The 23,674-nt window shown below is 44.5% G+C and carries 21 protein-coding genes; 4 read left to right on the top strand and 17 right to left on the bottom strand.

The window, feature by feature from the left end; all coding sequences use genetic code 11:
* Window positions 1-79: 79 nt before the first annotated feature.
* The 4 genes from bioD to bioB are packed head-to-tail and all read right to left on the bottom strand — an operon-like array spanning window position 80 to window position 3,814.
* On the bottom strand, window positions 80-763 hold the full coding sequence (gene bioD, locus AB4209_RS05420; protein WP_017060255.1) for a dethiobiotin synthase: 684 nt from the start codon (window positions 761-763) through the stop codon (window positions 80-82).
* Entirely contained in the window at window positions 760-1,563 is an 804-nt protein-coding gene (bioC, locus tag AB4209_RS05415) for a malonyl-ACP O-methyltransferase BioC (protein ID WP_017072119.1), read from the bottom strand. The genes bioD and bioC overlap by 4 nt, the downstream gene beginning before the upstream one ends.
* Entirely contained in the window at window positions 1,564-2,775 is a 1,212-nt protein-coding gene (gene bioF / locus AB4209_RS05410; RefSeq protein WP_017060253.1) for an 8-amino-7-oxononanoate synthase, read from the bottom strand.
* The gene (bioB, locus tag AB4209_RS05405; RefSeq protein WP_016792500.1) at window positions 2,762-3,814 is read right to left on the bottom strand and encodes a biotin synthase BioB; all 1,053 of its coding nucleotides are present in this window, start codon (window positions 3,812-3,814) and stop codon (window positions 2,762-2,764) included. The genes bioF and bioB overlap by 14 nt, the downstream gene beginning before the upstream one ends.
* A gap of 162 nt (window positions 3,815-3,976) precedes the next feature.
* Between bioB and bioA the strand changes: the two genes are divergently transcribed.
* A complete protein-coding gene (gene bioA, locus AB4209_RS05400) occupies window positions 3,977-5,254 on the top strand; it encodes an adenosylmethionine--8-amino-7-oxononanoate transaminase (protein WP_372055084.1) in 1,278 nt (425 codons plus the stop codon).
* Between the two features lie 136 nt (window positions 5,255-5,390).
* Here the strand turns inward: bioA and AB4209_RS05395 are convergent, their stop codons facing one another.
* The 6 genes from AB4209_RS05395 to lrp form a co-directional block, all read right to left on the bottom strand.
* Window positions 5,391-5,657 carry a DksA/TraR family C4-type zinc finger protein gene (locus AB4209_RS05395; RefSeq protein WP_048658302.1) on the bottom strand — a complete coding sequence of 89 codons (267 nt, stop codon included), beginning with the start codon at window positions 5,655-5,657 and terminating at the stop codon, window positions 5,391-5,393.
* A gap of 235 nt (window positions 5,658-5,892) precedes the next feature.
* Window positions 5,893-7,200 carry a serine--tRNA ligase gene (gene serS, locus AB4209_RS05390; protein WP_048658298.1) on the bottom strand — a complete coding sequence of 436 codons (1,308 nt, stop codon included), beginning with the start codon at window positions 7,198-7,200 and terminating at the stop codon, window positions 5,893-5,895.
* 142 nt (window positions 7,201-7,342) lie between these two features.
* Window positions 7,343-8,698 (bottom strand): replication-associated recombination protein A, encoded by a 1,356-nt coding sequence (locus AB4209_RS05385; RefSeq protein ID WP_276605534.1) that lies wholly within the window; start codon window positions 8,696-8,698, stop codon window positions 7,343-7,345.
* 64 nt (window positions 8,699-8,762) lie between these two features.
* Window positions 8,763-9,359, bottom strand: coding sequence for an outer membrane lipoprotein chaperone LolA (gene lolA, locus AB4209_RS05380; protein WP_048668726.1), 597 nt, complete (start codon window positions 9,357-9,359; stop codon window positions 8,763-8,765).
* 75 nt (window positions 9,360-9,434) lie between these two features.
* Window positions 9,435-12,617 (bottom strand): DNA translocase FtsK 4TM domain-containing protein, encoded by a 3,183-nt coding sequence (locus tag AB4209_RS05375; RefSeq protein WP_372055081.1) that lies wholly within the window; start codon window positions 12,615-12,617, stop codon window positions 9,435-9,437.
* 163 nt (window positions 12,618-12,780) lie between these two features.
* Window positions 12,781-13,275 (bottom strand): leucine-responsive transcriptional regulator Lrp, encoded by a 495-nt coding sequence (gene lrp, locus AB4209_RS05370; RefSeq protein WP_004734558.1) that lies wholly within the window; start codon window positions 13,273-13,275, stop codon window positions 12,781-12,783.
* A 156-nt stretch (window positions 13,276-13,431) separates the two neighbouring features.
* Here lrp and ald point away from each other — a divergent pair, with 156 nt between their 5' ends.
* Window positions 13,432-14,556, top strand: coding sequence for an alanine dehydrogenase (gene ald / locus AB4209_RS05365; protein ID WP_017060246.1), 1,125 nt, complete (start codon window positions 13,432-13,434; stop codon window positions 14,554-14,556).
* Between the two features lie 155 nt (window positions 14,557-14,711).
* On the opposite strand, the gene AB4209_RS05360 is transcribed toward ald, so the two are convergent.
* Together AB4209_RS05360 and cysB are read right to left on the bottom strand one after the other, a co-directional pair.
* Entirely contained in the window at window positions 14,712-15,914 is a 1,203-nt protein-coding gene (locus AB4209_RS05360) for a methyltransferase (protein WP_372055079.1), read from the bottom strand.
* Between the two features lie 140 nt (window positions 15,915-16,054).
* Window positions 16,055-17,029 (bottom strand): HTH-type transcriptional regulator CysB, encoded by a 975-nt coding sequence (cysB, locus tag AB4209_RS05355; protein ID WP_017060244.1) that lies wholly within the window; start codon window positions 17,027-17,029, stop codon window positions 16,055-16,057.
* Window positions 17,030-17,351: 322 nt separating this feature from the next.
* Between cysB and AB4209_RS05350 the strand changes: the two genes are divergently transcribed.
* Complete coding sequence (locus tag AB4209_RS05350; RefSeq protein WP_017060243.1) at window positions 17,352-18,116, top strand: hypothetical protein; 765 nt, start codon at window positions 17,352-17,354, stop codon at window positions 18,114-18,116.
* A gap of 143 nt (window positions 18,117-18,259) precedes the next feature.
* Entirely contained in the window at window positions 18,260-19,015 is a 756-nt protein-coding gene (gene miaE, locus AB4209_RS05345) for a tRNA isopentenyl-2-thiomethyl-A-37 hydroxylase MiaE (protein WP_017060242.1), read from the top strand.
* A 104-nt stretch (window positions 19,016-19,119) separates the two neighbouring features.
* Here miaE and pyrF read toward each other — a convergent pair whose 3' ends face one another.
* From pyrF to rpsA, 5 genes are all read right to left on the bottom strand, one after another.
* The gene (gene pyrF / locus AB4209_RS05340) at window positions 19,120-19,815 is read right to left on the bottom strand and encodes an orotidine-5'-phosphate decarboxylase (protein ID WP_017060241.1); all 696 of its coding nucleotides are present in this window, start codon (window positions 19,813-19,815) and stop codon (window positions 19,120-19,122) included.
* 124 nt (window positions 19,816-19,939) lie between these two features.
* Window positions 19,940-21,115: a lipopolysaccharide assembly protein LapB gene (lapB, locus tag AB4209_RS05335; RefSeq protein ID WP_017060240.1), complete on the bottom strand. Its 1,176-nt coding sequence runs from the start codon at window positions 21,113-21,115 to the stop codon at window positions 19,940-19,942.
* A gap of 12 nt (window positions 21,116-21,127) precedes the next feature.
* Window positions 21,128-21,400 carry a LapA family protein gene (locus AB4209_RS05330; RefSeq protein ID WP_017060239.1) on the bottom strand — a complete coding sequence of 91 codons (273 nt, stop codon included), beginning with the start codon at window positions 21,398-21,400 and terminating at the stop codon, window positions 21,128-21,130.
* Between the two features lie 129 nt (window positions 21,401-21,529).
* Window positions 21,530-21,814 (bottom strand): integration host factor subunit beta, encoded by a 285-nt coding sequence (gene ihfB, locus AB4209_RS05325; protein WP_017060238.1) that lies wholly within the window; start codon window positions 21,812-21,814, stop codon window positions 21,530-21,532.
* A gap of 121 nt (window positions 21,815-21,935) precedes the next feature.
* Window positions 21,936-23,606: a 30S ribosomal protein S1 gene (gene rpsA, locus AB4209_RS05320; protein ID WP_010439921.1), complete on the bottom strand. Its 1,671-nt coding sequence runs from the start codon at window positions 23,604-23,606 to the stop codon at window positions 21,936-21,938.
* Window positions 23,607-23,674: the final 68 nt, after the last annotated feature.

Below are 23,674 nucleotides of genomic sequence, written 5' to 3'. Positions count from 1 at the left end.
CAACTCAAGGTCTAAAGGCTTAAAATAGCAAAAGGGCTGCAATCGCAGCCCTTTTCTTATTTAGTACATAACGTGGTAATTAAAGCGCAAGCAAAGGCTGCACATCAATGTACTTACCAATGTTTTTAGACTTCGCTTTTGGGACGTAAGGGATTTCACCTAACTTAGGTGCACCTAACTTATCTTCAAGCATCGCAATAATATCTGCGTAGTGCTCAGTACCTGGATTGATACGGTTTGCGACCCAACCTACTAGGTTTAGGCCATCAGCACGAATCGCTTCTGCCGTTAATAGAGCGTGGCTCAAACAACCAAGTTTAATACCCACAGTCAGTACCACTGGCAGTTGCTCTTTTTTAACCCAGCTAGAAAGATATTCATCGTCTGAAACCGGGACTCGCCAACCACCAGCACCTTCAACTAACACGATGTCAGAGTTTTTCTTATGCTCTTCTAGCTTCGCTGATAATACCGCCTCATCAATTACAACACCATCATGCTTAGCAGCGATGTGAGGCGATGATGGTAGCAACAACGCGTATGGATTGACGTCTTCGTAAGCAATATCTTGCGTCGCCGCTTCTTGAAGATGCAGTGCATCACTATTACGTAGTCCTTCAGGGGATTTTTCACTCCCTGCAGCAACTGGCTTGTAACCAATTGTTGATAAATCTTGTGCGGCCAAAGCTTGAAGAATCGCTTTTGAAACCACAGTTTTTCCCACTTCGGTATCCGTACCTGCAATGAATAATGCATCAATCATAATTGAATAACCCCTAAACAAACTTGATATGTTGCTGGTAAGAAACCTTGATGGTTCTTAAACTCTCGATATTCCCGATCAACAAGCTGCAACATGCGACGACTTGTTAAACCTTGTGAGCGACCACTTACGTGATTAGCGCCGATACCTTTAAGGTCGCGCATCAGTTCAAACGCAGTGTCGTACCAAACGGTGATGGTGGGCAAGTCTAGTTGATGAACGGTACAGCTAGATTGCGCTAACGCAATTTTTACCTGATTGATTGTAATAAAATGGTTAACGTGTTGATGTGCGTCAATTTTGGACCACGACTTTTTCAGTTCAAACAGCGACCCATCAAGCAAAGTTGAGAAAATAACACGCCCACCAGCCGCTGTAACACGCTTCATCTCTCTCAAAGGCGACGACAAATCGTCACACCATTGCAACGCAAGGCTAGAGAAAACGATGTCAAAGCACCCATCTTCAAACGGCAATTGTTCGGCATCGGCTTGTTGATATAAAGATACAGATGCACCACACCGCTTCTCTGCTGTTGCTAGCATTCCAACAGAAAGATCAGCGCAAACCACTTCGGCGCCTCGTTTTACAAGTTGCTCGGAGAAATAGCCAGTACCACAACCTAGATCCAGCACCTTAAAGCCTGACAGATCGCTGGGTAATTTATCCAGTAATCGGTGGCCAACATCGCGTTGAAATTCAGCGTGTTTGTCATAGGTTGTTGCCGCTTTACCAAAGGCTTCGGCAATCGCACTCTTATCTTGGCCAACGTAATTATGCACTACTGCTTCTTGTGACATTTACTGAGCCTCTTTATTTGATTCAAAGCTTGGATGGATACCCGGTTCAGTGCTTAAGTCGATGTTTCGTTCAATGGCTTGATGCAACGACCTGGTTAACTGGAGAATCTGTTTTGGGCTATGGTTAGCTGTTAACGTGATTCGTAATCGAGCAGTTCCAGCAGGTATGGCTGGCGGCCTTATTGCGGTCACCCAAACTTGGTTTTGCTTTAACTCTTCAGCTATTGATAATGCCGCTTGTGCTTCACCTATCACAAATGGCTTAATCGGAGTCTGAGTATCCACAAAGCCTTTCAAGCCGCTCACCTGCTCTGCATAGAGAGACCCTAACTCAGTCAGCTTTTCTCGGCGCCACTCTTGAGTTTGAGTCATCTTACAGGCATGAGATAAAGCCACCGCTTGTGAAGGTGGCATCGCCGTCGAGTACACATGATGACGAGCAAACTGAGTTAAGTAATCACCCACTTCTGACGAACAAAGAATCGCAGCACCAGAAACGCCAAATGCTTTGCCAAAGGTCACCACCAAAATATCGGGGGAGATTTGTGCTGCACTGCAACTCCCAGCTCCTTTATCACCTAATACGCCGATACCGTGGGCATCATCAACCGCCAACCAACTGTCGTATTGATGAGTCAGGTTAGATATCTGGCTGAGAGGCGCTTGATCGCCGTCCATGCTGAATACGCCCTCAGTGACGACCAAGGATTGTAGAGATCGGCTTAATAGAGACTCTAGATGCTGCGTGTCGTTGTGTTTAAAGCGTTTCATGGTTGCATGAGAAAGCATCCCCGCTTCCATCAAAGAGGCGTGATTAAGCTTGTCTTGCAGCAGAGAGTCGTCTTTTTCGAGCAGAGAAAACAACAAGGCTTGGTTCGCACTGAAACCAGAACTAAAGAGAATCGCACGTTCAAAGCCCAACCATTCACACAGCTGAGCTTCTAAATTTCTATGAGCAGGACTAAAACCCGTGACCAATGGCGATGCCGCACTGCCAGCACCATAAAGGGAAAGCCCCGCTTGCCACGCCTCTACCAATTCAGGGTCGTTCGCCAAGCCTAGGTAATCATTACTCGAAAAATTAATAAAGCGAGAACCTTCGCAATTAAGCAAAGGACCATTACTGTTTTCGAGCACTTTAAGTTGACGAGTTAGCCCCTGCTCACGGCGTTGAACAAGGGCATCTTTGATACGGGATTTAAACAGTGGCATCGTAGAACATGTCATCTTTCGTTGGACGAGCAGCAACGCGCTCCACTACTTGATCTAACAGTTCGTTTTCTTGAATTTCATCAGGCTTCTGAGCCACTTGTTGGCTGTTGATGCCTAACTTCTTAAACAGCTGCATGTCCGTGTCTTCATCTGGGTTTGGCGTAGTCAGTAGCTTACAACCGTAGAAGATAGAGTTCGCGCCAGCCATGAAGCACATCGCCTGCATCTGTTCATTCATATTCTCGCGACCTGCAGATAGACGAACCGCTGACATTGGCATCATGATACGAGCAATCGCAATCAACTTAATGAAGTCGAAAGACTCGACATCATCGACGTTTTCCATCGGTGTGCCTTTCACTTTTACAAGCATGTTGATTGGTACACTTTCAGGGTGTACTGGAAGGTTCGCCAGTTCTACAAGAAGGCCTGCGCGGTCATTGGTGCTTTCGCCCATACCGATGATGCCACCAGAACAGATCTTCATTCCGGCATCACGCACGTGAGATAGCGTATCTAAACGATCTTGGTAAGTACGAGTGGTAATAATGCTGCCGTAAAACTCTGGAGACGTATCAAGGTTATGGTTGTAGTAGTCCAAACCTGCGTCGGCTAGCTCACCTGCTTGATCCGGCGTTAACATGCCCAGTGTCATACAGGTTTCTAGACCCATGCCTTTCACACCTTTGATCATGTCAGTTAGGTGAGGCATATCGCGTTCTTTCGGGTTTTTCCATGCAGCGCCCATACAAAAACGAGTTGAGCCCGCATTCTTGGCTTTTTGCGCTGCATCCAAAACACGCTCAACTTCCATTAAGCGTTCTTTGTCGACATCCGTTCGGTAGTGAGCACTTTGAGGGCAGTACTTACAATCTTCAGGACAAGCACCTGTCTTTATCGACAAAAGCGTACTCACCTGCACGTGGTTGTGCTCTTGGTACTGTCTATGAACGACTTGAGCTTCAAACATTAAATCCATAAACGGTTTTTCAAGCAGCGCTGTTACTTCAGCAACTGTCCAGTCATGACGAACTTCCACGTGTCGATCCTTTTTTTTATTTTTTTGATGTTACAACTCTGCGTCTAGAGTTTGCATTTATGCTTGGCTAGTCTACCGACAAGCTTTAGACTGTCAACACATTGATAATATCAAAAGTTTACATCTGGTTATTTTTTAATCACACCAAGAATGGAAGTTACTATGGATCTCGCCTTTGATCGCCAGCATATCTGGCATCCCTACACATCAACGTTAACACCTCTGACCTGCTACCCAGTCACCAATGCAGACGGCGTTTACCTAGAACTAGAGGGCGGAAATCGAATTATTGATGGTATGTCTTCTTGGTGGTCAACAATCCACGGATACAATCATCCGGTCTTAAATAAAGCTGCGCACAGCCAAATCGATAAGGTTTCACACGTAATGTTTGGTGGCATCACCCACCAGCCGGCTATCGATTTATGTAAGAAGCTTCTCAACCTAGCACCAAGTAATCTTGAACATGTATTCTTGGCCGATTCAGGCTCAGTTGCCGTAGAAGTGAGCCTGAAAATGGCACTTCAATTTTGGCATGCGAAAGGACAACCTCGCTCTAAATTCTTAACGCTGAGAGATGGTTATCACGGTGACACGTTCGCTGCGATGTCGGTGACCGATCCGGACAACTCGATGCACAGCCTCTACAAAGGCTTTTTGCCTGAACACATTTTTGCAGATTCACCGAAAACAGGTTTTTGGGAACAATGGGACGCTAACGACATAAACAGCTTCCGTGAAAAGCTAGCAACACATCATCAAGAAGTCGCAGCCGTGATCTTGGAGCCAATTGTCCAAGGTGCTGGCGGTATGCGCATCTACCACCCTGAGTTCCTAAAACAGGTTCGATTGCTGTGTGATGAATTCAACGTATTGCTGGTCTTGGATGAGATTGCTACCGGGTTTGGCCGCACAGGCAAACTGTTCGCTTGTGAACATGCCGATGTTCAACCTGATATTTTATGTGTCGGCAAAGCGCTGACTGGTGGCTACATGACCCTTTCAGCAACACTGGCGAGCAAAGAAGTCGCTGATACGGTATGTGGCGGTGAAGCGGGCTGCTTTATGCACGGGCCAACCTTTATGGGGAACCCATTAGCTTGTGCAGTCGGTGCGGCAAGCTTGTCGATCATAGAGCGAGGCGATTGGCAAAATCAGACTCAACAGATCGAACAGCTCTTCTCTGAATTACTGCCACCTTTACGAGAGCATGATCTTGTAAAAGACGTACGCTGGCTAGGAGCGATTGGCGTTGTTGAAACACACACACCTGTCGATATGGAAACCATTCAAGCTCATTTTGTTGAGCAAGGTGTTTGGATTCGTCCGTTCGGAAGGTTAATTTATATGATGCCTCCGTTTATTAGCGAACCACAACATATTGAGCAATTGGTCGCTGCTATCGACACTGCATTACAAAATGCTCATTGCTTTAAATAGTAATTAAATAATGCGTTTATTGTTCTGAACAAGAGCGATGATTATTTCTATATATCTTCAATAATAAATCACTTAATTAAACTTAAAGGCCTTACATAAAAGTAAGGCCTTAACTGTTTTGAAGGTAACCGTCAGTTTAACGTAATTGGCTATCTTTACTTGCTCGACGGTTAAACAATGAATGTCGATGTGCGTCATGCTCTAATATTGACTGACATTCGATACACAAACGAACGCCTTTGATCGCGAGTCGTCTTTGTTCCGGTATCTCATCACCACACTCATCACAATAACGCAAACTCTCACCACCTCGAAGGTTTCCTCTTACACGAGAGATCTCATCATCAATGGTATTTTGTATTTGCTGGCTGACACTATCGTCTCCAGCCCATCCTACGGCCATAAGCCCTCCTCTGTACATAAACGAGAAAATCTTTACCTACCGCGGTAAGAGGACATTATAGCCACATTACAATTAAGTAATAATATGCAAAAATAATAAAACACTATTACTTTTTCGTAATAATATTTAGGTGAAAGTAGTCAACGAACGCACCAATATATTTTTCAGATAATAAAAAACCCAGCCAATAGGCTGGGTTTTCAATAATTTATGAACTCACTAAATCGTCGAACGATTAACCGATGTGCGTTACGCCGCCCATGTATGGCTGAAGTACAGCTGGGATAGCAATACGACCGTCAGCTTCTTGGTTGTTCTCAAGAATAGCAACCATAGTACGACCAACAGCAAGACCAGAACCGTTTAGTGTGTGTACAAGTTCAGGTTTCTTCTCGCCTTTACGACGGAAACGAGCTTGCATACGACGCGCTTGGAAATCCCACATGTTTGAACAAGAAGAAATCTCACGGTAAGTCTCTTGTGCTGGAACCCATACTTCTAAGTCGTAAGTTTTCGCAGAACCGAAGCCCATATCACCTGTACATAGAATCACTTTACGGTAAGGAAGCTCTAGAAGTTGAAGTACTTTCTCAGCGTGACCTGTTAGCTCTTCAAGTGCTGCCATTGAGTCTTCTGGCTTAGTGATTTGTACTAGTTCAACTTTGTCGAATTGGTGCATACGGATAAGACCACGAGTGTCACGACCGTAAGAGCCCGCTTCAGAACGGAAACATGGCGTGTGAGCTGTCATCTTAAGTGGCAGTTCAGCTTCATCAGTAATCGTGTCACGAACCATGTTCGTTACCGGTACTTCCGCAGTAGGGATAAGCGATAGAGTCTTAAGAGGCACATCACTTACTTGCTCAGTTAGCGGGCTTGTGTGGAACAAGTCTTCGCCGAACTTAGGAAGTTGACCAGTACCGTAAAGGCTATCGTGGTTCACTAGGTACGGTACGTACATTTCTGTGTAGCCGTGCTCATCAGTGTGAAGGTCCAGCATGAACTGAGCAATAGCACGGTGTAGGCGTGCGAATTTGCCTTTCATCACGATGAAACGAGAACCAGAGATTTTAACTGCGCTAGCAAAATCAAGACCGCCAGACATTTCGCCAAGATCTACATGATCTTTCACTTCAAAGTCGTAAGCCTTAGGTTGACCCCAACGAGAAACTTCTACGTTGTCGTCTTCATCTTTACCATCTGGCACTTCTGCATCAGGTAGATTAGGAATAGACATTGTGATCGTTTCTAGCTCAGATTGAAGATCAGCCAATGCTACTTTAGCTTGGTCTAGTTCTGCGCCTAAGTTGCCTACTTCTGCAAGGATACGCTCAGCTTCTTCATGGTCGCCTTTTGCTTTCGCTTGACCAATGGACTTCGATCGAGAGTTACGTAACGCTTGTAGCTCTTCAGTTTTCATCTGAAGGGACTTACGTTTTTCTTCAAGTTCACGAATTGTCTCTACATCAAGGGTGAAGCCTCGACGTGCTAATTTTGCCGCTGTTTCATCCAGCTCAGCTCGAAGTAATTTAGAATCCAGCATTGCTAATCCTATGCTTTAGTTATTTGAATATTCAGTAGTTTGCTACTGAATCACTGCTAAACCCCTAAAACTGGTGCTATTTCGACCAATTCCTAACGATTTAATTGAATTTTTATGACTAGGTAACGATATCCAAAAAAGACTACTTTTCATAGCGTTTTTGTGGGCTTTTTGCGTCCAAATCCGCCAGATAATCTAGCTTCTCGCCAATTTTGGTCTCTAAGCCTCGTTTTGTTGGGAAATAGTATTGCTTCTCTCCCATTTCAGGAGGCAGATACTTTTCCCCAGCCGCGTAGGCTCCAGGTTCGTCATGAGCATAACGGTATTCTTGCCCGTAGCCCATGTCCTTCATCAAAGTTGTGGGGGCATTCCGTAAATGATGAGGGACTTCATATTCAGGCAGATTGTGCGCGTCTGTTAACGCTTGCTTCCAAGCTGTATAAACGGCGTTACTCTTTGGTGCACACGCGAGATAAACAACCGCCTGTGCAATCGCACGCTCCCCTTCAGCAGGACCAATACGTGTAAAACAATCCCAAGCCGACATCGCGACTTGCATTGCGCGAGGGTCAGCATTGCCAATATCTTCAGAAGCAATCGCCAGCAAGCGTCTAACGATATACAGAGGATCGCAACCTGCCGCAATCATGCGTGCCGACCAATATAAAGCCGCATCAGGGTTTGAACCACGAATTGACTTATGAACTGCAGATATTAGGTCATACCAAATATCGCCTTTATTATCAAAACGAGCGACTTTCTCACCGGCCACTTCAGCCAACAGCTGCAAGGTTATCGATTTCTCACCTTTATCGTTGTCTTCTGCCATGTCATACAGCAGTTCAAGATAATTAAGCGACATACGCGCGTCGCCGTTAACCAGTTCTGCAAGGCGATCTAAAACATTATCAGCAAAATCAGCAGGCACATCACCTAACCCACGTTGCTTATCTTCAATCGCTTGGCGGATGACGAGGGAAATATCCTCGGTATTGAGAGAAGTCAGTTTGTAGACACGCGCACGTGACAACAAAGCGTTGTTCAACTCAAAAGAAGGGTTTTCTGTCGTCGCACCAATAAAGGTCACGGTACCATCTTCGATATGAGGCAGAAAAGCATCCTGCTGACTTTTGTTAAAGCGATGGACTTCGTCCACAAACAGGATGGTTCTGCGCCCTGCTTGCTTGTTCTCACGCGCTTTTTCAATCGCAATACGAATGTCTTTTACGCCCGAAGTTACCGCCGATACGCGTTCAACTTCTGCATTCGCATAGTTTGCCGCTACTTCGGCTAACGTCGTTTTACCGGTGCCCGGAGGCCCCCACAAAATCATCGAGTGGATATGACCCGCTTCCAATGCTCTGCGAAGTGGTTTACCTGGGCCTAATATATGCTGCTGACCGATATACTGTTCGACAGTTTCCGGTCTCATACGAGCAGCAAGGGGACGAAAATCTTCGTCCCCCGCAAAATCTAAGCTGTAATTACTCAATTGCAATCTCTTGATTCGTTGATGGCATTAATGCCTATCGACGTACTACCAAACGATCTGCTTCTTTAGATCAGTTTCTTTGGTCGTCGACCTCGACACCTTCCGGCGCCACAAAAGTAAAACGGTCTGCTGCAGGTTTACCCAAGTCAACATTGCTAAAGGTAAACTCACCTTTTTGACCGTCTTGTTCAATCACATTAAAGCCCTGAACAATGCCTTTCTCGGTGATATTAATCTGGAAGTCACCCTGATTAGAGTCCGCTGCCGTTGGTGTTAGTGTAAATTGGTTACCTGTTTGCGCGACGTTGTAGTTATCCCAATCGCTTTCTTGGTTACGTGTAAGCAAGACAAAAGGTGTTTGCGATGTCGCTTGCTCTTGCCAATAAATACTCACTTGCTCAATGAACGGGCTGTAGTACCACAAGCTTTGGCCATCAGATACCAATAGGTTTTCATCAGGGAAAGTGGTTTCCCAGCGGAATAAGCTAGGGCGAGCAATCTCTACCGTGCCCTCGCCTTCCATGACAACATCACCATCAGGGCTGGTCACGACTTGTTTAAAGTCAGCGCTGAAGCCTGCGTTTAATGCCAAGCGGCTACTCAACTCTTCTTTCGGAGAAGCAAACACTGAGAAGCTCATAAATAAAAGTGCGAATACTTTTTTCATCAATAATCCTGTTAGAACATAAGTCGGTCATATTTTCGATTTGACCGACTGAATAGTTATGAGTTCCTACCGGAACTAATCTTTTGGTGGCGCTGGTGCTAAGACTTCTCGGTTACCGTTATGACCTGGAGCACTTACGATACCTTGAGCTTCAAGTTGCTCGACAATACGTGCAGCACGGTTGTAGCCAATCTTGAATCGACGCTGTACGCCTGAAACTGAGCCACGACGTGAATGAACAACGTGTTCTACCACTTGATCAAACAGAGGATCGACCTCTTCATCACCTTCCATCTTCTCACCCGGAAGCAAGGTTTCTGGGGTTTGTTCGCCGTTGGTGATTTCATCAATATAGTTTGGCTTACCACGCGCTTTCCAGTTATTCACGACTGCGTGTACATCGTCATCAGATGCAAAGGCACCGTGAACACGAGTTGTATGGCTAGAACCAGGAGGCAAGTAAAGCATATCACCCATGCCCAATAGTGATTCCGCACCACCTTGGTCAAGGATAGTTCGTGAATCCGTTTTAGTTGATACCGTAAAGGCCACACGGGTTGGAATGTTCGCTTTAATAAGACCAGTAATAACATCCACTGATGGACGTTGCGTCGCTAGGATCAAGTGAACACCCGCCGCACGTGCTTTTTGTGCCAAACGTGCAATCAGTTCTTCAACCTTCTTACCAACCACCATGATTAGGTCGGCAAATTCATCAACGATAACCACAATGTAAGGCAGTTTCTCAAGCAATGGCGCTTCTGGGTCCATGCTGTCGCCCGGCTTCCACAGTGGATCGTGAATTGGGTGACCCGCTTCCGCTGCCATCTTAAGCTTATCGTTGTAACCTTTAATGTTACGAACGCCTAATGCTGACATCAGCTTATAACGTCGTTCCATCTCGCCAACACACCAACGAAGGGCGTTCGACGCATCTTTCATGTCGGTTACCACTTCAGACAATAGATGAGGAATACCCTCATAAACCGATAGCTCAAGCATTTTCGGGTCGATCATGATGAAGCGAACATCTTCCGGTGATGCTTTGTAAAGCATACTCAGAATCATTACGTTCACACCTACCGACTTACCAGAACCGGTTGTACCTGCAACCAGAACGTGAGGCATTTTCGATAGATCAGCAATAACGGCTTCACCAGCGATGTCTTGTCCTAGAACCACTGTCGTTGGCGATTTCGCTTCTTGGAACTGAGGGCTAGCAACCACGTCTGAGAAGAATACCGTTTGGCGACTCATATTCGGCAGTTCTAAGCCAACATAAGGTTTACCCGGAATCACTTCTACGACACGTACTGCCAATGCAGAGAGCGAACGCGCTAAGTCCATAGAAAGGCCAGAAATACGGCTTACTTTCACACCTGGAGCCAGATCAAGTTCGAATCGAGTGATTACTGGACCTGGGAAAATGTCGACAACGTCTGCTTTGATCTTGTAGTCCGCTAGCTTAGATTCAACAAGACGAGCAATTGCCTCTAGCGCATCACGGTCAATAAAGGTTTCACGCTTTTCAGGGTGGAATAACAATTCAAGCGTGGGTAATGGCTCAGCAGGCTTAGGTAAATTAACATCTTGTTGAACCAAGAACGGATTCTGCGCCGCTGCCATATTCGCTTGGGCTTCAGAAACAATGCTTTGGAATGCGGCGACATCTTGATCTTGATCTTGATCTTGATGCGCAGGTTCTTCTTCCGTTACTTCTTCCCAAGGAAGATCAACAGTTGGCTCTAGGTTTTGTGCTGTTGGCTGTTCAGGTTCTGAATGTTCTTCTTGATAAGGGAAAGGTTCAAACTGTTCTTCGATTAATGCTGCGTCAGCTAATTCAGCTTCAGCCTGTTCTGATTCAAGCTCTGAGCCCTGTTGGTAGCTTTGCTCTTCCGTAACATCAAACGGTGAAGGTTGTGCAGAGAAATCGTCTTCCACGGTTGCTTCTGGCTCGCCCATAGGTGAAGCGTATAAAGATTCAGGTTGAACATCTTCAGAACCAAATTCGCCATTTACTTGTGGTGGCCTATCAAATTCTGGTTCAGCACTTCTAAGGTCAGCATGAGCAGGGCTAACTTCTGGTTGTTCGTTCTGCATGTATTGTTGGTAAGCAACCTGAGAATCATGCGCGTCGACCTGATCTTGTTCCGCTAGATCACCTTCATAAATGGCCGCATTTTCTAGCTGTTCTATTGTTGCATTCAATTGTTTAGAGCGCTCAATACCTTCTTCTAACGGCTCTTCTGGCGCTTGGTAAACAGGCGCTGCAGGGATCGGTTGCTCTGATTCAATTACCGCTTGAGGCTGAACCTGTAGTTCTTCATGAACAGGAGCTTCTTGTTTCGCAGGAGCATCGACAGGCATATGAATATTGTAATGACGCTTCGGCGATGCAGCATTGTCTCGCGCATTTGTCGCCACGTCTGACGAATCATTGGTCGCAGAAAAACTCATCGCAGGATCTAGCGGATCATGCTCTGTTGATTCTTTGTTGCCTTCTATAGCAGGAACATCGCGGTAAGTTGGCGCTTGATGCTGGTGATGACGTTCTTCGATTAAATCGCGGTCTGCTGATTCTCTTAATTGAGGCTCAAGCAGCTCTTGGTCTTGTCCACGAGCCTTATTAACAGCAGACGTGAAGAATTTGATGGCACATTCACCCAACCATTCCACAATACTTAACCAAGAAATACCGGTTAATAGAGTAAAGCCAGCCCCCCATAAGAAAAGAAGAACCAGCGTACTACCAAGAACATTCAACGTTGGAAGAGCAAGGCTTGTTAAGACGTCGCCCACTACGCCACCGGATGAAAAGTACCAGATGTCGTCAAAGTTGATATCCGCTAAACCACAACTCGTAAGAATTAGGATAGTCAGGCCAAGTAAGCGAGTGCCCCACAGCATGAAGTCGATCTGCTCGTCTTCATTACGTTTGCGGAATAATACCCACGCAGCAACCGTCACTAAGATAGGCAAAGGGTAAGCCAAAGAACCAAATACGAAGAAAAGCGTATCCGCCAACCAAGCACCTAGGTAGCCACCCGCATTTTGAATGTCACCACCCCACGCCGTTTGCGACCATGATGGGTCTGCAGGACTAAAAGTTAATAACGCAACGGCAAGTAGAATAGAGAAGAGAACACCGAGAATCAGACTGCACTCTTTGAGACGTTGAGAACCACTCAAACGAGGAGACTGAGGCTCTTCACTCGTTTTAATGATTGTTTCTACTTTATTACTGCTCTGCTTGAACATAAACCAACTTAATAATTAAACGGGATAAAAACATCTCGAGCGGCCAAAGCCGCTCGTTTCAATGAAACTACTGTTGATTTAACCATATCAAACAGAAAAACCCAATTCCAGAAAGCAAGAAAGCGGAACAAATGTCCGCTTTCTTTCATTTCACCAATTGTGACTAACGAGTTTTAATCACAAGTTGATTGGTTTGTTTCACTTCTTCCATTACTACGTAAGTTCGAGTGTCGTTTACGCCCGGTAGACGAAGTAACGTATCACCCAGTAGCTTACGATAAGCACCCATATCAGATACACGTGTTTTTAGAAGATAGTCAAAATCACCCGACACTAAATGACACTCTTGGATGTCATCCAGTTTCTGCACAGCGGTGTTGAATTGTTCGAACACATCTGGCGCACCACGGTTCAACGTAATTTCAACAAACACTAAAAGTGAAGCATCAAGGTACTGTGGGTTCAGCAACGCTGTGTACCCAGTAATGTAACCTTGACGTTCTAAACGACGAACACGTTCAAGACATGGAGTTGGAGAAAGTCCTACTCGTTTTGAGAGTTCAACGTTTGAGATACGACCGTCTTTTTGCAACTCATTAAGAATGTTGCGGTCAATACGATCTAGTTCCTTGGACGGCTTCTTATAATTGTCTGCCATTTTTTATTCCACCTTATTACTTCCTTGCAAAAAAATATACTACAACTTTTTAATATTCAGTATCAAATTTTATCTAAACCTATCTATACTAGATATTAATTCGACAGAATTACCCTACACATAGATAAAACAACCAAAATAAAATGAGGAGTCAGGATGATCATTGGCGTACCTAAGGAAATCAAGAACCACGAATACCGCGTTGGTATGACCCCAGCTAGCGTGAGAGAACTAATCTCACACGGCCACCAAGTTTTTGTAGAAACCAATGCCGGTACTGGTATCGGTTTTTCAGACGATGATTACATCGCTGTAGGCGCATCCATTCTTCCTACTGCTGCTGACGTTTTCGCGAAAGCAGAGATGATTGTAAAGGTTAAAGAACCTCAAGCTGTCGAGCGAGCTATGCTTCGCGAAGGGCAAATATTATTTACCTATTTACACCTTGCACCAGATTTTCCACAAACTGAAGAGCTTATCAAGAGCAAAGCTGTCTGCGTAGCCTATGAGACTGTAACAGATAATATGGGTCGCTTGCCACTATTAGCACCAATGTCTGAAGTAGCGGGTCGTATGTCTATTCAAGCAGGTGCACAAACATTAGAGAAATCTAACGGTGGTTGTGGTCTTCTTCTTGGTGGCGTTCCAGGTGTTGAACCAGCAAAAGTTGTTGTTGTTGGTGGCGGTGTTGTAGGTGCTAACGCAGCACGTATGGCTGTAGGCCTTCGCGCTGATGTTACAATTCTTGACCGTAACGTAGATACACTGCGTCGACTTGATGAAGAATTCCAAGGTCGCGCAAAAGTGGTTTATTCTACTGAAGACGCCATTGAGAAGCATGTTCTAGAAGCAGACCTAGTAATTGGTGCAGTACTAATTCCTGGCGCAGCAGCTCCAAAATTGGTTACAAAAGAGCACATCGCTAAGATGAAGCCAGGTTCAGCAGTTGTTGATGTTGCAATCGACCAAGGCGGTTGTTTCGAGACTTCTCACGCAACCACTCACGCAGACCCAACTTACATTGTTGATGACGTAGTTCACTACTGTGTTGCAAACATGCCTGGCGCTGTTGCTCGTACTTCAACTTACGCACTAAACAATGCAACACTTCCTTACATTGTTAAGCTAGCGAACAAAGGCTACCGCGAAGCACTTCTATCTGATGAAGGCTTCCTAGAAGGTCTAAACGTTATTCACGGTAAAGTAACTTGTAAAGAAGTTGCAGAAAGCTTTGACCTTGAATACGTAGACCCAGCAGAAGCAATCGCAATGTTTAACTAATGATGTAATGACTAACTGAACGCAATAATCTTCTCGTTGAAGCGTTCAGTTAACTCATACACATTAAACAAAAAGCCAGTACGACATTATGTCGCGCTGGCTTTTTTGCATTAATAGATTTAGTTCGTAAAAACACGTAACAGTACAGTTTACCACTAGCACTCGATTTTAACCCCATGAATCAATAAATTTCTTGGCGTAATACTGCGTTCACAGAACTCTTCAATCGTAGCTTCATAACCTTGCTCTTGCAGATAGATAGCGCGATCTAAAGCCAGCCATATCTCTAATGGTCGTCTAAAGACTTGTTGAACCAAACTCAGCTTTTCCATTTCCCAGAAAAGCGCTTCGCCTTGAATCAAATAAGAGTCAAAATCAATATCTGAGCCCAGCGATAGCTCTTTCACTTCAGATGCCCAACGGCAGAAAGATTCAAAACCCTCAGCTAACTCTGATTTTTTGATGCTCGGTACAGGAATGTATTCGTCAATGTTAAGTTCAGCCTTAAGCAACTGGCTGAAGCCTAGACGATAGCTCATCTCTAGTTGACGATGTCTTTTTACTCTTTCACCACCAGTAACGGTTTCTTGAAGCGGGATTCTCAAGTCGCTCTTACTTAACGTTAATGCTGAGCTTTTCGCGATAGAAGACATCGCTTGATAGTTTTCGTCTCGAATAAGATGATAACAACAAGGAGAAATAGTGACCGCTGGTAGCCCATGTGACACTGACTTTTTAACTAGCTCAACATGAAGATCACCACAAGCATGAAGGGCCACGGCATGTTGGTACGAATTAAACACGTCATCGGCCTTGTCTGAAAACGCATCTCCTTGAACAAAATCCATCGCTAACTTCTGGTCATCCGCAATCTTTTGTCCGCTTTCGCATAACGATTGCTGCCATTCAAAGCTAGTGACTTTTTGATCCGATTGCTGAGATAGGATTCGACCAAGAAAGCCTTTACCAGAACACCACTCGAGCCACTCTTTGCCATGGTGATGGCATAATGCAGCCTCGCCCATTGCGACAATTTGATGTAGCTTTCGGCCAGGAATACCATCAGCAGTACCACGTGGGAGGTCTAAACCAACCAAAGCAGTGTTATCGAACTGGATGTTTTGGGTAGCAGTTTCTAATTCAGGTAGGAAACGAGTCAGTTCCTCAATCAAAAGCTGAGGCTGCTCTTTTAAGGTTTGAATGCTTTCATTATCTAAGCTTTCTAACCAATCAACGAGTGGACGATTGACCTCTTTCCACGGCTGCTGTTGAGTTTGGCATAGGTGAAAAGGCTCTGAACGCCAGTAAATCTGGTGCTCTAGCAAAAATGAATCGAGTATTTTAAATCGTGAATGCATGCTTCCCCCTATGATGCGTGGATTGTAGGGGTAAGAGGTCGAAATGGAAAGGCCCGATAAAGAAAACGAAAACTAAAAGCCCAAAAGAAAAACGGCCTGCAAATACAGGCCGAATAAGAATCAAAATTTACACGATGAGATTAACGAACTGGCAGTTCGATATCTTTAAACATCTCTTCGATCTCTTCGTTCGATTTCAAAGAAATAGCTTGCTCAACCACAGGGCGAGTTAAGTGCGGTGCAAAACGCTCCATGAAATCAAACATGTAAGAACGCAAGAAGGTGCCTTTTCTAAACCCAATGCTGGTTGTGCTCGCACCAAATAGATGGCTCGCATCAATCGCAACCAAATCAGTATCTTGCTCGTGGTCAATAGCCATACTTGCAATTACACCAACACCAATGCCCATACGAACGTAGGTTTTGATTACGTCTGCATCGGTCGCAGTAAACACAACACGCGGTGTTAAACCTACTTTGTTAAACGCGGTATCAAGCTCAGAACGGCCAGTGAAACCAAATACATAAGTCACGAGAGAGTAAGCCGCAAGATCTTCGATCGTGATATTACGCTTCTGTGCCAGGGGATGATCTTTGGTCACGACGATCGAACGGTTCCAGTGGTAACAAGGCAGCATAATCGCATCTTGGTAAAGGTGTAGCGCTTCCGTTGCAATCGCAAAATTCGCTGTACCTTTAGCGACGGCTTCTGACATTTGGCTTGGCGTACCTTGGTGCATGTGAAGCGATACTTTTGGATAGCGCGCCGTGAAACCTTTAATCACATCAGGCAGTGCATAACGAGCTTGAGTATGAGTCGTTGAAATATTCAATGTACCCATCTCTGGATGTGTGTGTTCACCCGCCACCGCTTTAATGCTTTCAACGCGCGCCAAAATCTCTTGAGAGATACGAATGATATCCTCACCCGCTTGGGTAACCTGCGTTAGATGCTTGCCGCTACGCTCAAAAATCTGAATGCCTAGTTCGTCTTCAAGTAATCTAACTTGCTTACTAATGCCAGGCTGAGATGTGTACAAACTCTCTGCTGTAGCTGAAACATTTAGGTTATGGTTTACAACCTCAACAATGTACTTCAGTTGCTGTAACTTCATATCTAACCTCGTAATCCTTTACTCATTTCTGTGCTAACTTATTTGCAAAGAGAGCGTTATAGTCGCGTGTAATATAATTAATAGTTATAACGCTTCGAACACAAAAATGACAGGAAAATTGAGTTTTTCTAGCTTAACAAACAAAAACATCACTAACGCTTTGCAACCCAACCCTCATTCTCATACATTAGTTGGTAAGTTTTGATTGCCGATTTCGCTCAACAAGAGATAATCAGAAATTGCAATTTACGAGTGCCGATACACAATGGAATCGTGTATCCTCTCCAGTTAGCTATAGAAAATAATAAGCAGACTCAAATATATGAATATTGGTTTAATAATCGTCTTAGTAGCCGTTCTTTTGGTGTTAGTTTTAGGCTACAACATCATGCTTCAATATAAAGTTAAGGTAGAAACAGCGAAGAAACAGGAAGCTTCTCGTTATCTAACCATTATTGACGGTACAGAAGAACTGATTGGCAACGCTCATCACATGCCGTTTAGCCAAGATCTTCTTGTATGCTTAAACAATCGAATTCTTGATGCATTAGAAAACATGTATCAACTCGATCCAAAAAATAAGCAGCTTGCCCAACGCATTGAAAGCGTAAAACAACAAATCACTCAGCTAAAAGAGAACTACAAAGGTGGCGAGAGTACCGCTTTCCGCGTACCAAGTAGTGACAAGCAAGCGATCATGATGCTTAAGTTAGTTAAACGCCTGCGTGATACGGTGCGCAACGAGCACAATAAAGGCCGTTTCGAGACTCAAGCTTATGTGGTTGAAAATGCTCGCCTAGAAACAATTCAAATCCGTATTAACATTGAAAATGTTATCAAACGTGCAAACGATTCGATTTCTCGCGGACAACCGGGAACAGCGATTCAGCTATTACGCAAAGGTATTGATGCTTTGGCGACTAAGAACGACTCGTACTCTAATCAAGCCAAAGAAAAGCTTCAACAGATGCTTAACGAGCTTGACCAGAAACGCCAAGACAAAAACGCTCAAGATTTGCAGCAGATGGAATCTAAAGAACGAGAAGACGATATGGATGCCCTCTTCGGTCAGAAGAAGAAATGGTAACAGTCTAACTCAACACTTAAAGGCCGCCTTATTTACATTAAATAGGCGGCCTTTTTAGTAGCTGTTGAATTTCCTTTCTCTGTATAGGGAGATCTCTTGAGCTGTGATAAAATCCCCGCATTATCAACAAACTTTCCCTGACCATGTATCAAGAATTACTCGCTCCAATCCACTCTTTTCTTAAAGCCGAAACGCCAGATTCATGGATAGATGAAGCCAAAAAGCCAGAAAATCTTCACATCATTCTACGCGATCACATGCTGTGTGAACTTAAGGCGGCACAGAGTGCTTTATTCCTTATTCGCAAGTACGCCGTCGATAAAGAAAGCGCGAAGCAACTGAATGAATGGATTTTGCCATACGAGCAATTTGCTTACCGTCGTATCGGAGACTTAGAGTCTCTGCGTGGTAAAAGCAACGTATCCAAGCAAATCACAGCGAAAGAAGGCTGTAATTACGGTGCTGACCTAATCGATAAGATGGTTTTACTGATCAAAGAAGAGCTGCATCACTTCTACCAAGTCATGGAGTTGATGGAGAAGAAAGGCGTGACTTACCAGCCAATCGAGGCGGGTCGTTACGCTAAGGGCTTGATCAAACAAGTTAAGACTTACGAGCCTGATGCTCTGGTTGATAAGCTTATCATCGGTGCGTTTATTGAAGCTCGCTCTTGTGAGCGCTTCGCTAAATTGGCTCCTTTCTTGGAAGAAGACATGGAGAAGTTTTACGTATCTCTACTTCGTTCAGAAGCTCGCCACTACCAAGATTACCTTGAGCTAGCAGAACAGATCGCAGGGAAAGATATTTCAGAGCGTATTTCGCATTTTGCTCAAGTAGAAGCTGATCTTATCACTTCAGAAGACAGCGACTTCAAATTCCATAGTGGTGCTCCGGTTTAGGCTCCACACAGAACATTCAGTCCAGTTTAGACTAATCCAGACTAAAAAATTAAGGCCAGCAATTTGCTGGCCTTCTTTATTTATATCTCAATCCAAATATAGACTTAAGCAAGCGTACCGTTGATCTCTGCAAGTACAGCAGCAGGGTCTATCGCTTGCGTAATCGGACGACCAATAACAAGGTAGTCTGAACCTGATTCAATCGCTTTAGAAGGCGTCATGATGCGCTTCTGGTCACCAACATCTGCGCCGACAGGACGAATACCTGGAGTAACTAGCTTGAACTCTTGACCAAGTGCACCTTTAAGCAAAGAAGCCTCTTGTGCAGAACATACAACACCGTCTAAGCCAGAGTTTTTCGTTAGAGAAGCCAAGCGCATCACGTGTTGTTGTGGTTCAAGATCCAGACCGATACCCGCTAAGTCAGATTGCTCCATACTGGTGAGTACCGTTACACCGATTAACAGTGGACGATCTTTGCCATAAGGTTCTAAGATTTCGCGAGAAGCCGTCATCATACGCTCACCGCCACTTGCGTGTACGTTCACCATCCAAACACCCAGTTCAGCGGCAGCACGGACTGCTTTTGAACATGTGTTCGGGATGTCGTGGAATTTAAGGTCTAAAAATACTGAGAAACCACGCTTATGTAATTCACGAACAAATTCAGGGCCAAACAGGGTAAACATCTCTTTGCCCACTTTTAGGCGGCAAGATGCTGGGTCAATTCGATCGACAAAGGCTAACGCATCCGCTTGATTATCATAATCCAAGGCTACAATGATTTTTTGGTCGTTCATTTCATCTCCTAACGCAGTTAACTTTCTAAAAATTTCTAATCACCTAAGCAGGTGATAAATAACAGTCATAAAAATGCAGCCCGAAAGCTGCAATTAATAATTTGGTCTTAAAGTGACCACAAATCTATTCACCATCAAGCCCACGAATAGGCTTGATCGTCCCCCACCCTTTACATGAAGGGCAGTGCCAATACAAAGAGTGTGTCGAGAAACCACACTGACGACAACGGTAATGAGGCTTAACCTTAAGCTGTTCACCAACCATAGATTGAAGTGTGGTTAAGCTGTCTTTTGCTCGGCCTTCTTCTGCTTCCGCTAGGTGGTAATCGATTAATCGATAAAAACCTTTCATGGTTGGATTTTTAACAAGCTGCTTTGTCAGTAACTCTTGAGCAGAGCCTACATCTTCATGGTGAGCAACCAATTGCGCCAGCATCAGTTCGGCAGATACACCGGCTTTCTTCTGAATACACGCTTTGAGGAACTCGACCAATTGAGCTTCTTGTCCAAGCTTGTGGTAACACTCAGCAAGGGTTGGCAACACCTCACTGATAAAATCGATATCTTGTTCAAGTACCGATTCAAGACAATCAATTGTCTTTTGGTAATCTTCGTTCGCTAAGTGGAACTTCCCTAGTGCGATACTTGCGCGAACACATTTAGGGTCTTCAGAAAGCGCCTTCTTAAAATGCTGAAGCGCTTTAGAACGATTACCATCGGCTTGTTCTTGCATTGCAAGCTCACACCAGAAATGCGCGACTGTGGCACGCATCTTCATTTTTTTCTTGCCGAGCTTAACTAAGATATTTCCGTAATGGATAGCCTTGTTCCACTCACGGGTCTGCTGATAAATAGCCACCAACTGCTGTAAAGCGCCCTCTTTATGGTCAGGTTCTTCTACAAGTTGTTCAAAGATTTTTTCAGCGCGATCAAGGAAGCCTGAGACCATGTAGTCTTTAGCTAATTGTTGCAGTGCGAGATTTTTCTGATCGAGGGTAAGCCCCGAACGAGAGATGAGATTTTGGTGAATACGAATAGCGCGGTCGACTTCGCCTCTTGAGCGGAACAAGTTGCCCAAAGCCAAGTGAGTATCGATGGTTTCATTGTCTACTTGAAGCAGTTCAATAAAGTGATCAACCGCTTTGTCAGATTGATCTGACAGTAATAGGTTCAAACCCGTCACGTATTGACGGGAGATCTGGTGTGATTGCTTTTGTTTTTCTTGCTGAGCGTTACGATTACCCATATACCAGCCATAAGCGGCTGCGATGGGCAAAAGTAAGAACAGTAACTCTAACATCAAATATAGCCTTTAAGCTTTAGTATCAGCAGGGACCTGCTTTGATTGCTTATTGAGTTGCTTCTTCAAGCGATGAATTTTTAGCTGAGACCGCATGTGCATATTACCAAAGACTAACCAAGCAAGGGCGAAGCCTGAAACGAATACAACACCTAATAAACTTGATAGGTGGAAGTCACCTTGCGCTAGCAGATAGTTGAAATTCACAGTTGTTTGGTTTTGAGAGCCTAAAGCCAGTGCAATTAGGAAAAGTGCGATAACGGCGACTATTTTTATAATTTTCATAGTTCATCACTCATTGGTTGGTTAGCTGTACGATTATGCAGGAAAATTACTAATCAGACCACCATATTATGGTCATAAAAAAGCGGCATACATTATAGTATGCCGCTTTTCTTAATTCCGATAAGTAGGCTACATTCCTGAGTTTACTCGTTCACGCAGCTCTTTACCTGGTTTGAAGTGAGGAACGTATTTACCTTCTAACTCAACCTTGTCACCAGTCTTTGGGTTACGTCCAACACGAGGCTCACGATAATGCAGAGAAAAGCTGCCAAAACCGCGAATTTCGATTCGATCACCACTTTCTAGTGTTGAAGCCATATGCTCTAAAATGTCTTTTACAGCGTCTTCAATTTCTTTTGCAGAAAGATGCGTTTGCTCAGCGCACAGTCTCTCAATCAATTCAGACTTAGTCATAGTTACCCTCGTTGGTTTTCTTTTTAGAAATTATAGACCTATCGGAAAAATAAGCAAAAAAAAAGGAGCCTTACGGCTCCTTTCTTGGCTAGATAGCTATAATTCTCTTAATGAGAAGCTATTATTCGCCTTTAGCAGCTTTGAATGCGTCTGCCATTGCGTTACCGAACGCGCCTTCTTCAGACTTGTTCAGTGAAGCCATTGCTTCTTGCTCATCAGCTTCATCTTTAGCTTTGATAGATAGGTTGATTACGCGGTTCTTACGGTCTACACCAGTGAACTTCGCTTCAACGCTGTCGCCAACGCTTAGGATTAGAGATGCATCTTCGATACGGTCGCGAGAAACTTCAGAAGCGCGGATGTAACCTTCAACGCCTTCGATTAGCTCGATAGTAGCGCCTTTCGCGTCAACTGCAGTAACAGTACCGTTTACAAGAACACCTTTCTTGTTGTCAGCAACGTATGCGTTGAACGGGTCGTTTTCCATTTGCTTAACGCCAAGAGAAATACGCTCACGCTCTGCATCTACTGCTAGAACAACAGCAGAGATTTCGTCGCCTTTCTTGTATTCACGTACAGCTTCTTCGCCGGCAGCGTTCCAAGAAATGTCAGATAGGTGTACAAGACCGTCGATACCGCCTTCTAGACCGATGAAGATACCAAAGTCAGTGATAGACTTGATCTTACCAGTAACTTTGTCGCCCTTAGCTTGCATTTCTGCAAATGACTGCCATGGGTTAGCTTTACACTGTTTCAGACCTAGAGAGATACGACGACGTTCTTCGTCGATATCAAGAACCATAACCTCAACTTCGTCGCCAACATTAACAACTTTAGAAGGGTGGATGTTCTTGTTAGTCCAATCCATTTCAGAAACGTGTACTAGACCTTCAACGCCTTCTTCGATTTCAACGAAGCAGCCGTAGTCAGTTAGGTTTGTAACACGACCAGAAAGCTTGTGACCTTCTGGGTAACGCTTAGCGATTGCTACCCATGGATCTTCGCCTAGTTGCTTAAGACCTAGTGAAACACGAGTGCGCTCACGATCGAACTTAAGAACTTTAACTAGGATTTCGTCACCAACGTTAACGATCTCTGATGGGTGCTTAACGCGCTTCCAAGCCATATCTGTGATATGTAGAAGACCGTCAACACCGCCAAGGTCAACGAATGCACCGTAGTCAGTAAGGTTCTTAACGATACCTTTAACTTCAGTACCTTCTTGTAGAGTTTCAAGAAGTTCGTCACGCTCAACACTGTTTTCAGATTCGATAACAGCACGACGAGAAACAACAACGTTGTTACGCTTCTGGTCTAGCTTGATTACTTTGAACTCTAGCTCTTTGTTTTCTAGGTGAGCAGTGTCACGGATAGGACGTACGTCTACTAGAGAACCTGGAAGGAAAGCACGGATACCGTTAAGTTCAACAGTGAAACCGCCTTTAACTTTACCGTTGATGATACCAACAACAGTTTCAGCTTCTTCGCAAGCTTTCTCAAGTACGATCCAAGCTTCGTGACGCTTAGCTTTCTCACGAGAAAGTTGAGTTTCACCGAAACCATCTTCAACAGCGTCTAGAGCTACGTCTACTTCAGCACCAACTTCAACTTCAAGTTCGCCAGCAGCGTTCTTGAATTGTTCAGCAGGGATAGCAGATTCAGACTTAAGACCAGCATCTACAAGAACGAAACCGTTCTCGATAGCTACTACAGTACCTTTAACGATGCTGCCTTGTTGGAATTCAGTTTCAGATAGAAACTCTTCAAAGAGTTGAGCAAAAGATTCAGTCATTATTTAATCTTCAATAATTAAACGTCCATGGGTATCCTACCGCATGGGGTTGATAAATTCGCCGGTCA

It is taken from the genome of Vibrio sp. 10N.286.48.C11, assembly GCF_041469805.1.
GTDB lineage: Bacteria > Pseudomonadota > Gammaproteobacteria > Enterobacterales > Vibrionaceae > Vibrio > Vibrio crassostreae_C.
The sequence above is the reverse complement of the archived record's forward strand: the minus strand, read 5'-3'. Positions and strand labels throughout refer to the sequence as shown.

What these genes read in the sequence shown, in the direction of transcription:
- AB4209_RS05395 (WP_048658302.1), bottom strand. Translation starts at nt 5,657, where the DNA reads ATGGCCGTAGGATGGGCTGGAGACGATAGTGTCAGCCAGCAAATACAA.
- lapB (WP_017060240.1), bottom strand. Translation starts at nt 21,115, where the DNA reads ATGTTAGAGTTACTGTTCTTACTTTTGCCCATCGCAGCCGCTTATGGC.
- AB4209_RS05375 (WP_372055081.1), bottom strand. Translation starts at nt 12,617, where the DNA reads ATGTTCAAGCAGAGCAGTAATAAAGTAGAAACAATCATTAAAACGAGT.
- bioA (WP_372055084.1), top strand. Translation starts at nt 3,977, where the DNA reads ATGGATCTCGCCTTTGATCGCCAGCATATCTGGCATCCCTACACATCA.
- serS (WP_048658298.1), bottom strand. Translation starts at nt 7,200, where the DNA reads ATGCTGGATTCTAAATTACTTCGAGCTGAGCTGGATGAAACAGCGGCA.
- bioF (WP_017060253.1), bottom strand. Translation starts at nt 2,775, where the DNA reads ATGCCACTGTTTAAATCCCGTATCAAAGATGCCCTTGTTCAACGCCGT.
- AB4209_RS05330 (WP_017060239.1), bottom strand. Translation starts at nt 21,400, where the DNA reads ATGAAAATTATAAAAATAGTCGCCGTTATCGCACTTTTCCTAATTGCA.
- lrp (WP_004734558.1), bottom strand. Translation starts at nt 13,275, where the DNA reads ATGGCAGACAATTATAAGAAGCCGTCCAAGGAACTAGATCGTATTGAC.
- ihfB (WP_017060238.1), bottom strand. Translation starts at nt 21,814, where the DNA reads ATGACTAAGTCTGAATTGATTGAGAGACTGTGCGCTGAGCAAACGCAT.
- rpsA (WP_010439921.1), bottom strand. Translation starts at nt 23,606, where the DNA reads ATGACTGAATCTTTTGCTCAACTCTTTGAAGAGTTTCTATCTGAAACT.
- miaE (WP_017060242.1), top strand. Translation starts at nt 18,260, where the DNA reads ATGTATCAAGAATTACTCGCTCCAATCCACTCTTTTCTTAAAGCCGAA.
- AB4209_RS05350 (WP_017060243.1), top strand. Translation starts at nt 17,352, where the DNA reads ATGAATATTGGTTTAATAATCGTCTTAGTAGCCGTTCTTTTGGTGTTA.
- cysB (WP_017060244.1), bottom strand. Translation starts at nt 17,029, where the DNA reads ATGAAGTTACAGCAACTGAAGTACATTGTTGAGGTTGTAAACCATAAC.
- ald (WP_017060246.1), top strand. Translation starts at nt 13,432, where the DNA reads ATGATCATTGGCGTACCTAAGGAAATCAAGAACCACGAATACCGCGTT.
- AB4209_RS05360 (WP_372055079.1), bottom strand. Translation starts at nt 15,914, where the DNA reads ATGCATTCACGATTTAAAATACTCGATTCATTTTTGCTAGAGCACCAG.
- lolA (WP_048668726.1), bottom strand. Translation starts at nt 9,359, where the DNA reads ATGAAAAAAGTATTCGCACTTTTATTTATGAGCTTCTCAGTGTTTGCT.
- pyrF (WP_017060241.1), bottom strand. Translation starts at nt 19,815, where the DNA reads ATGAACGACCAAAAAATCATTGTAGCCTTGGATTATGATAATCAAGCG.
- bioC (WP_017072119.1), bottom strand. Translation starts at nt 1,563, where the DNA reads ATGTCACAAGAAGCAGTAGTGCATAATTACGTTGGCCAAGATAAGAGT.
- bioD (WP_017060255.1), bottom strand. Translation starts at nt 763, where the DNA reads ATGATTGATGCATTATTCATTGCAGGTACGGATACCGAAGTGGGAAAA.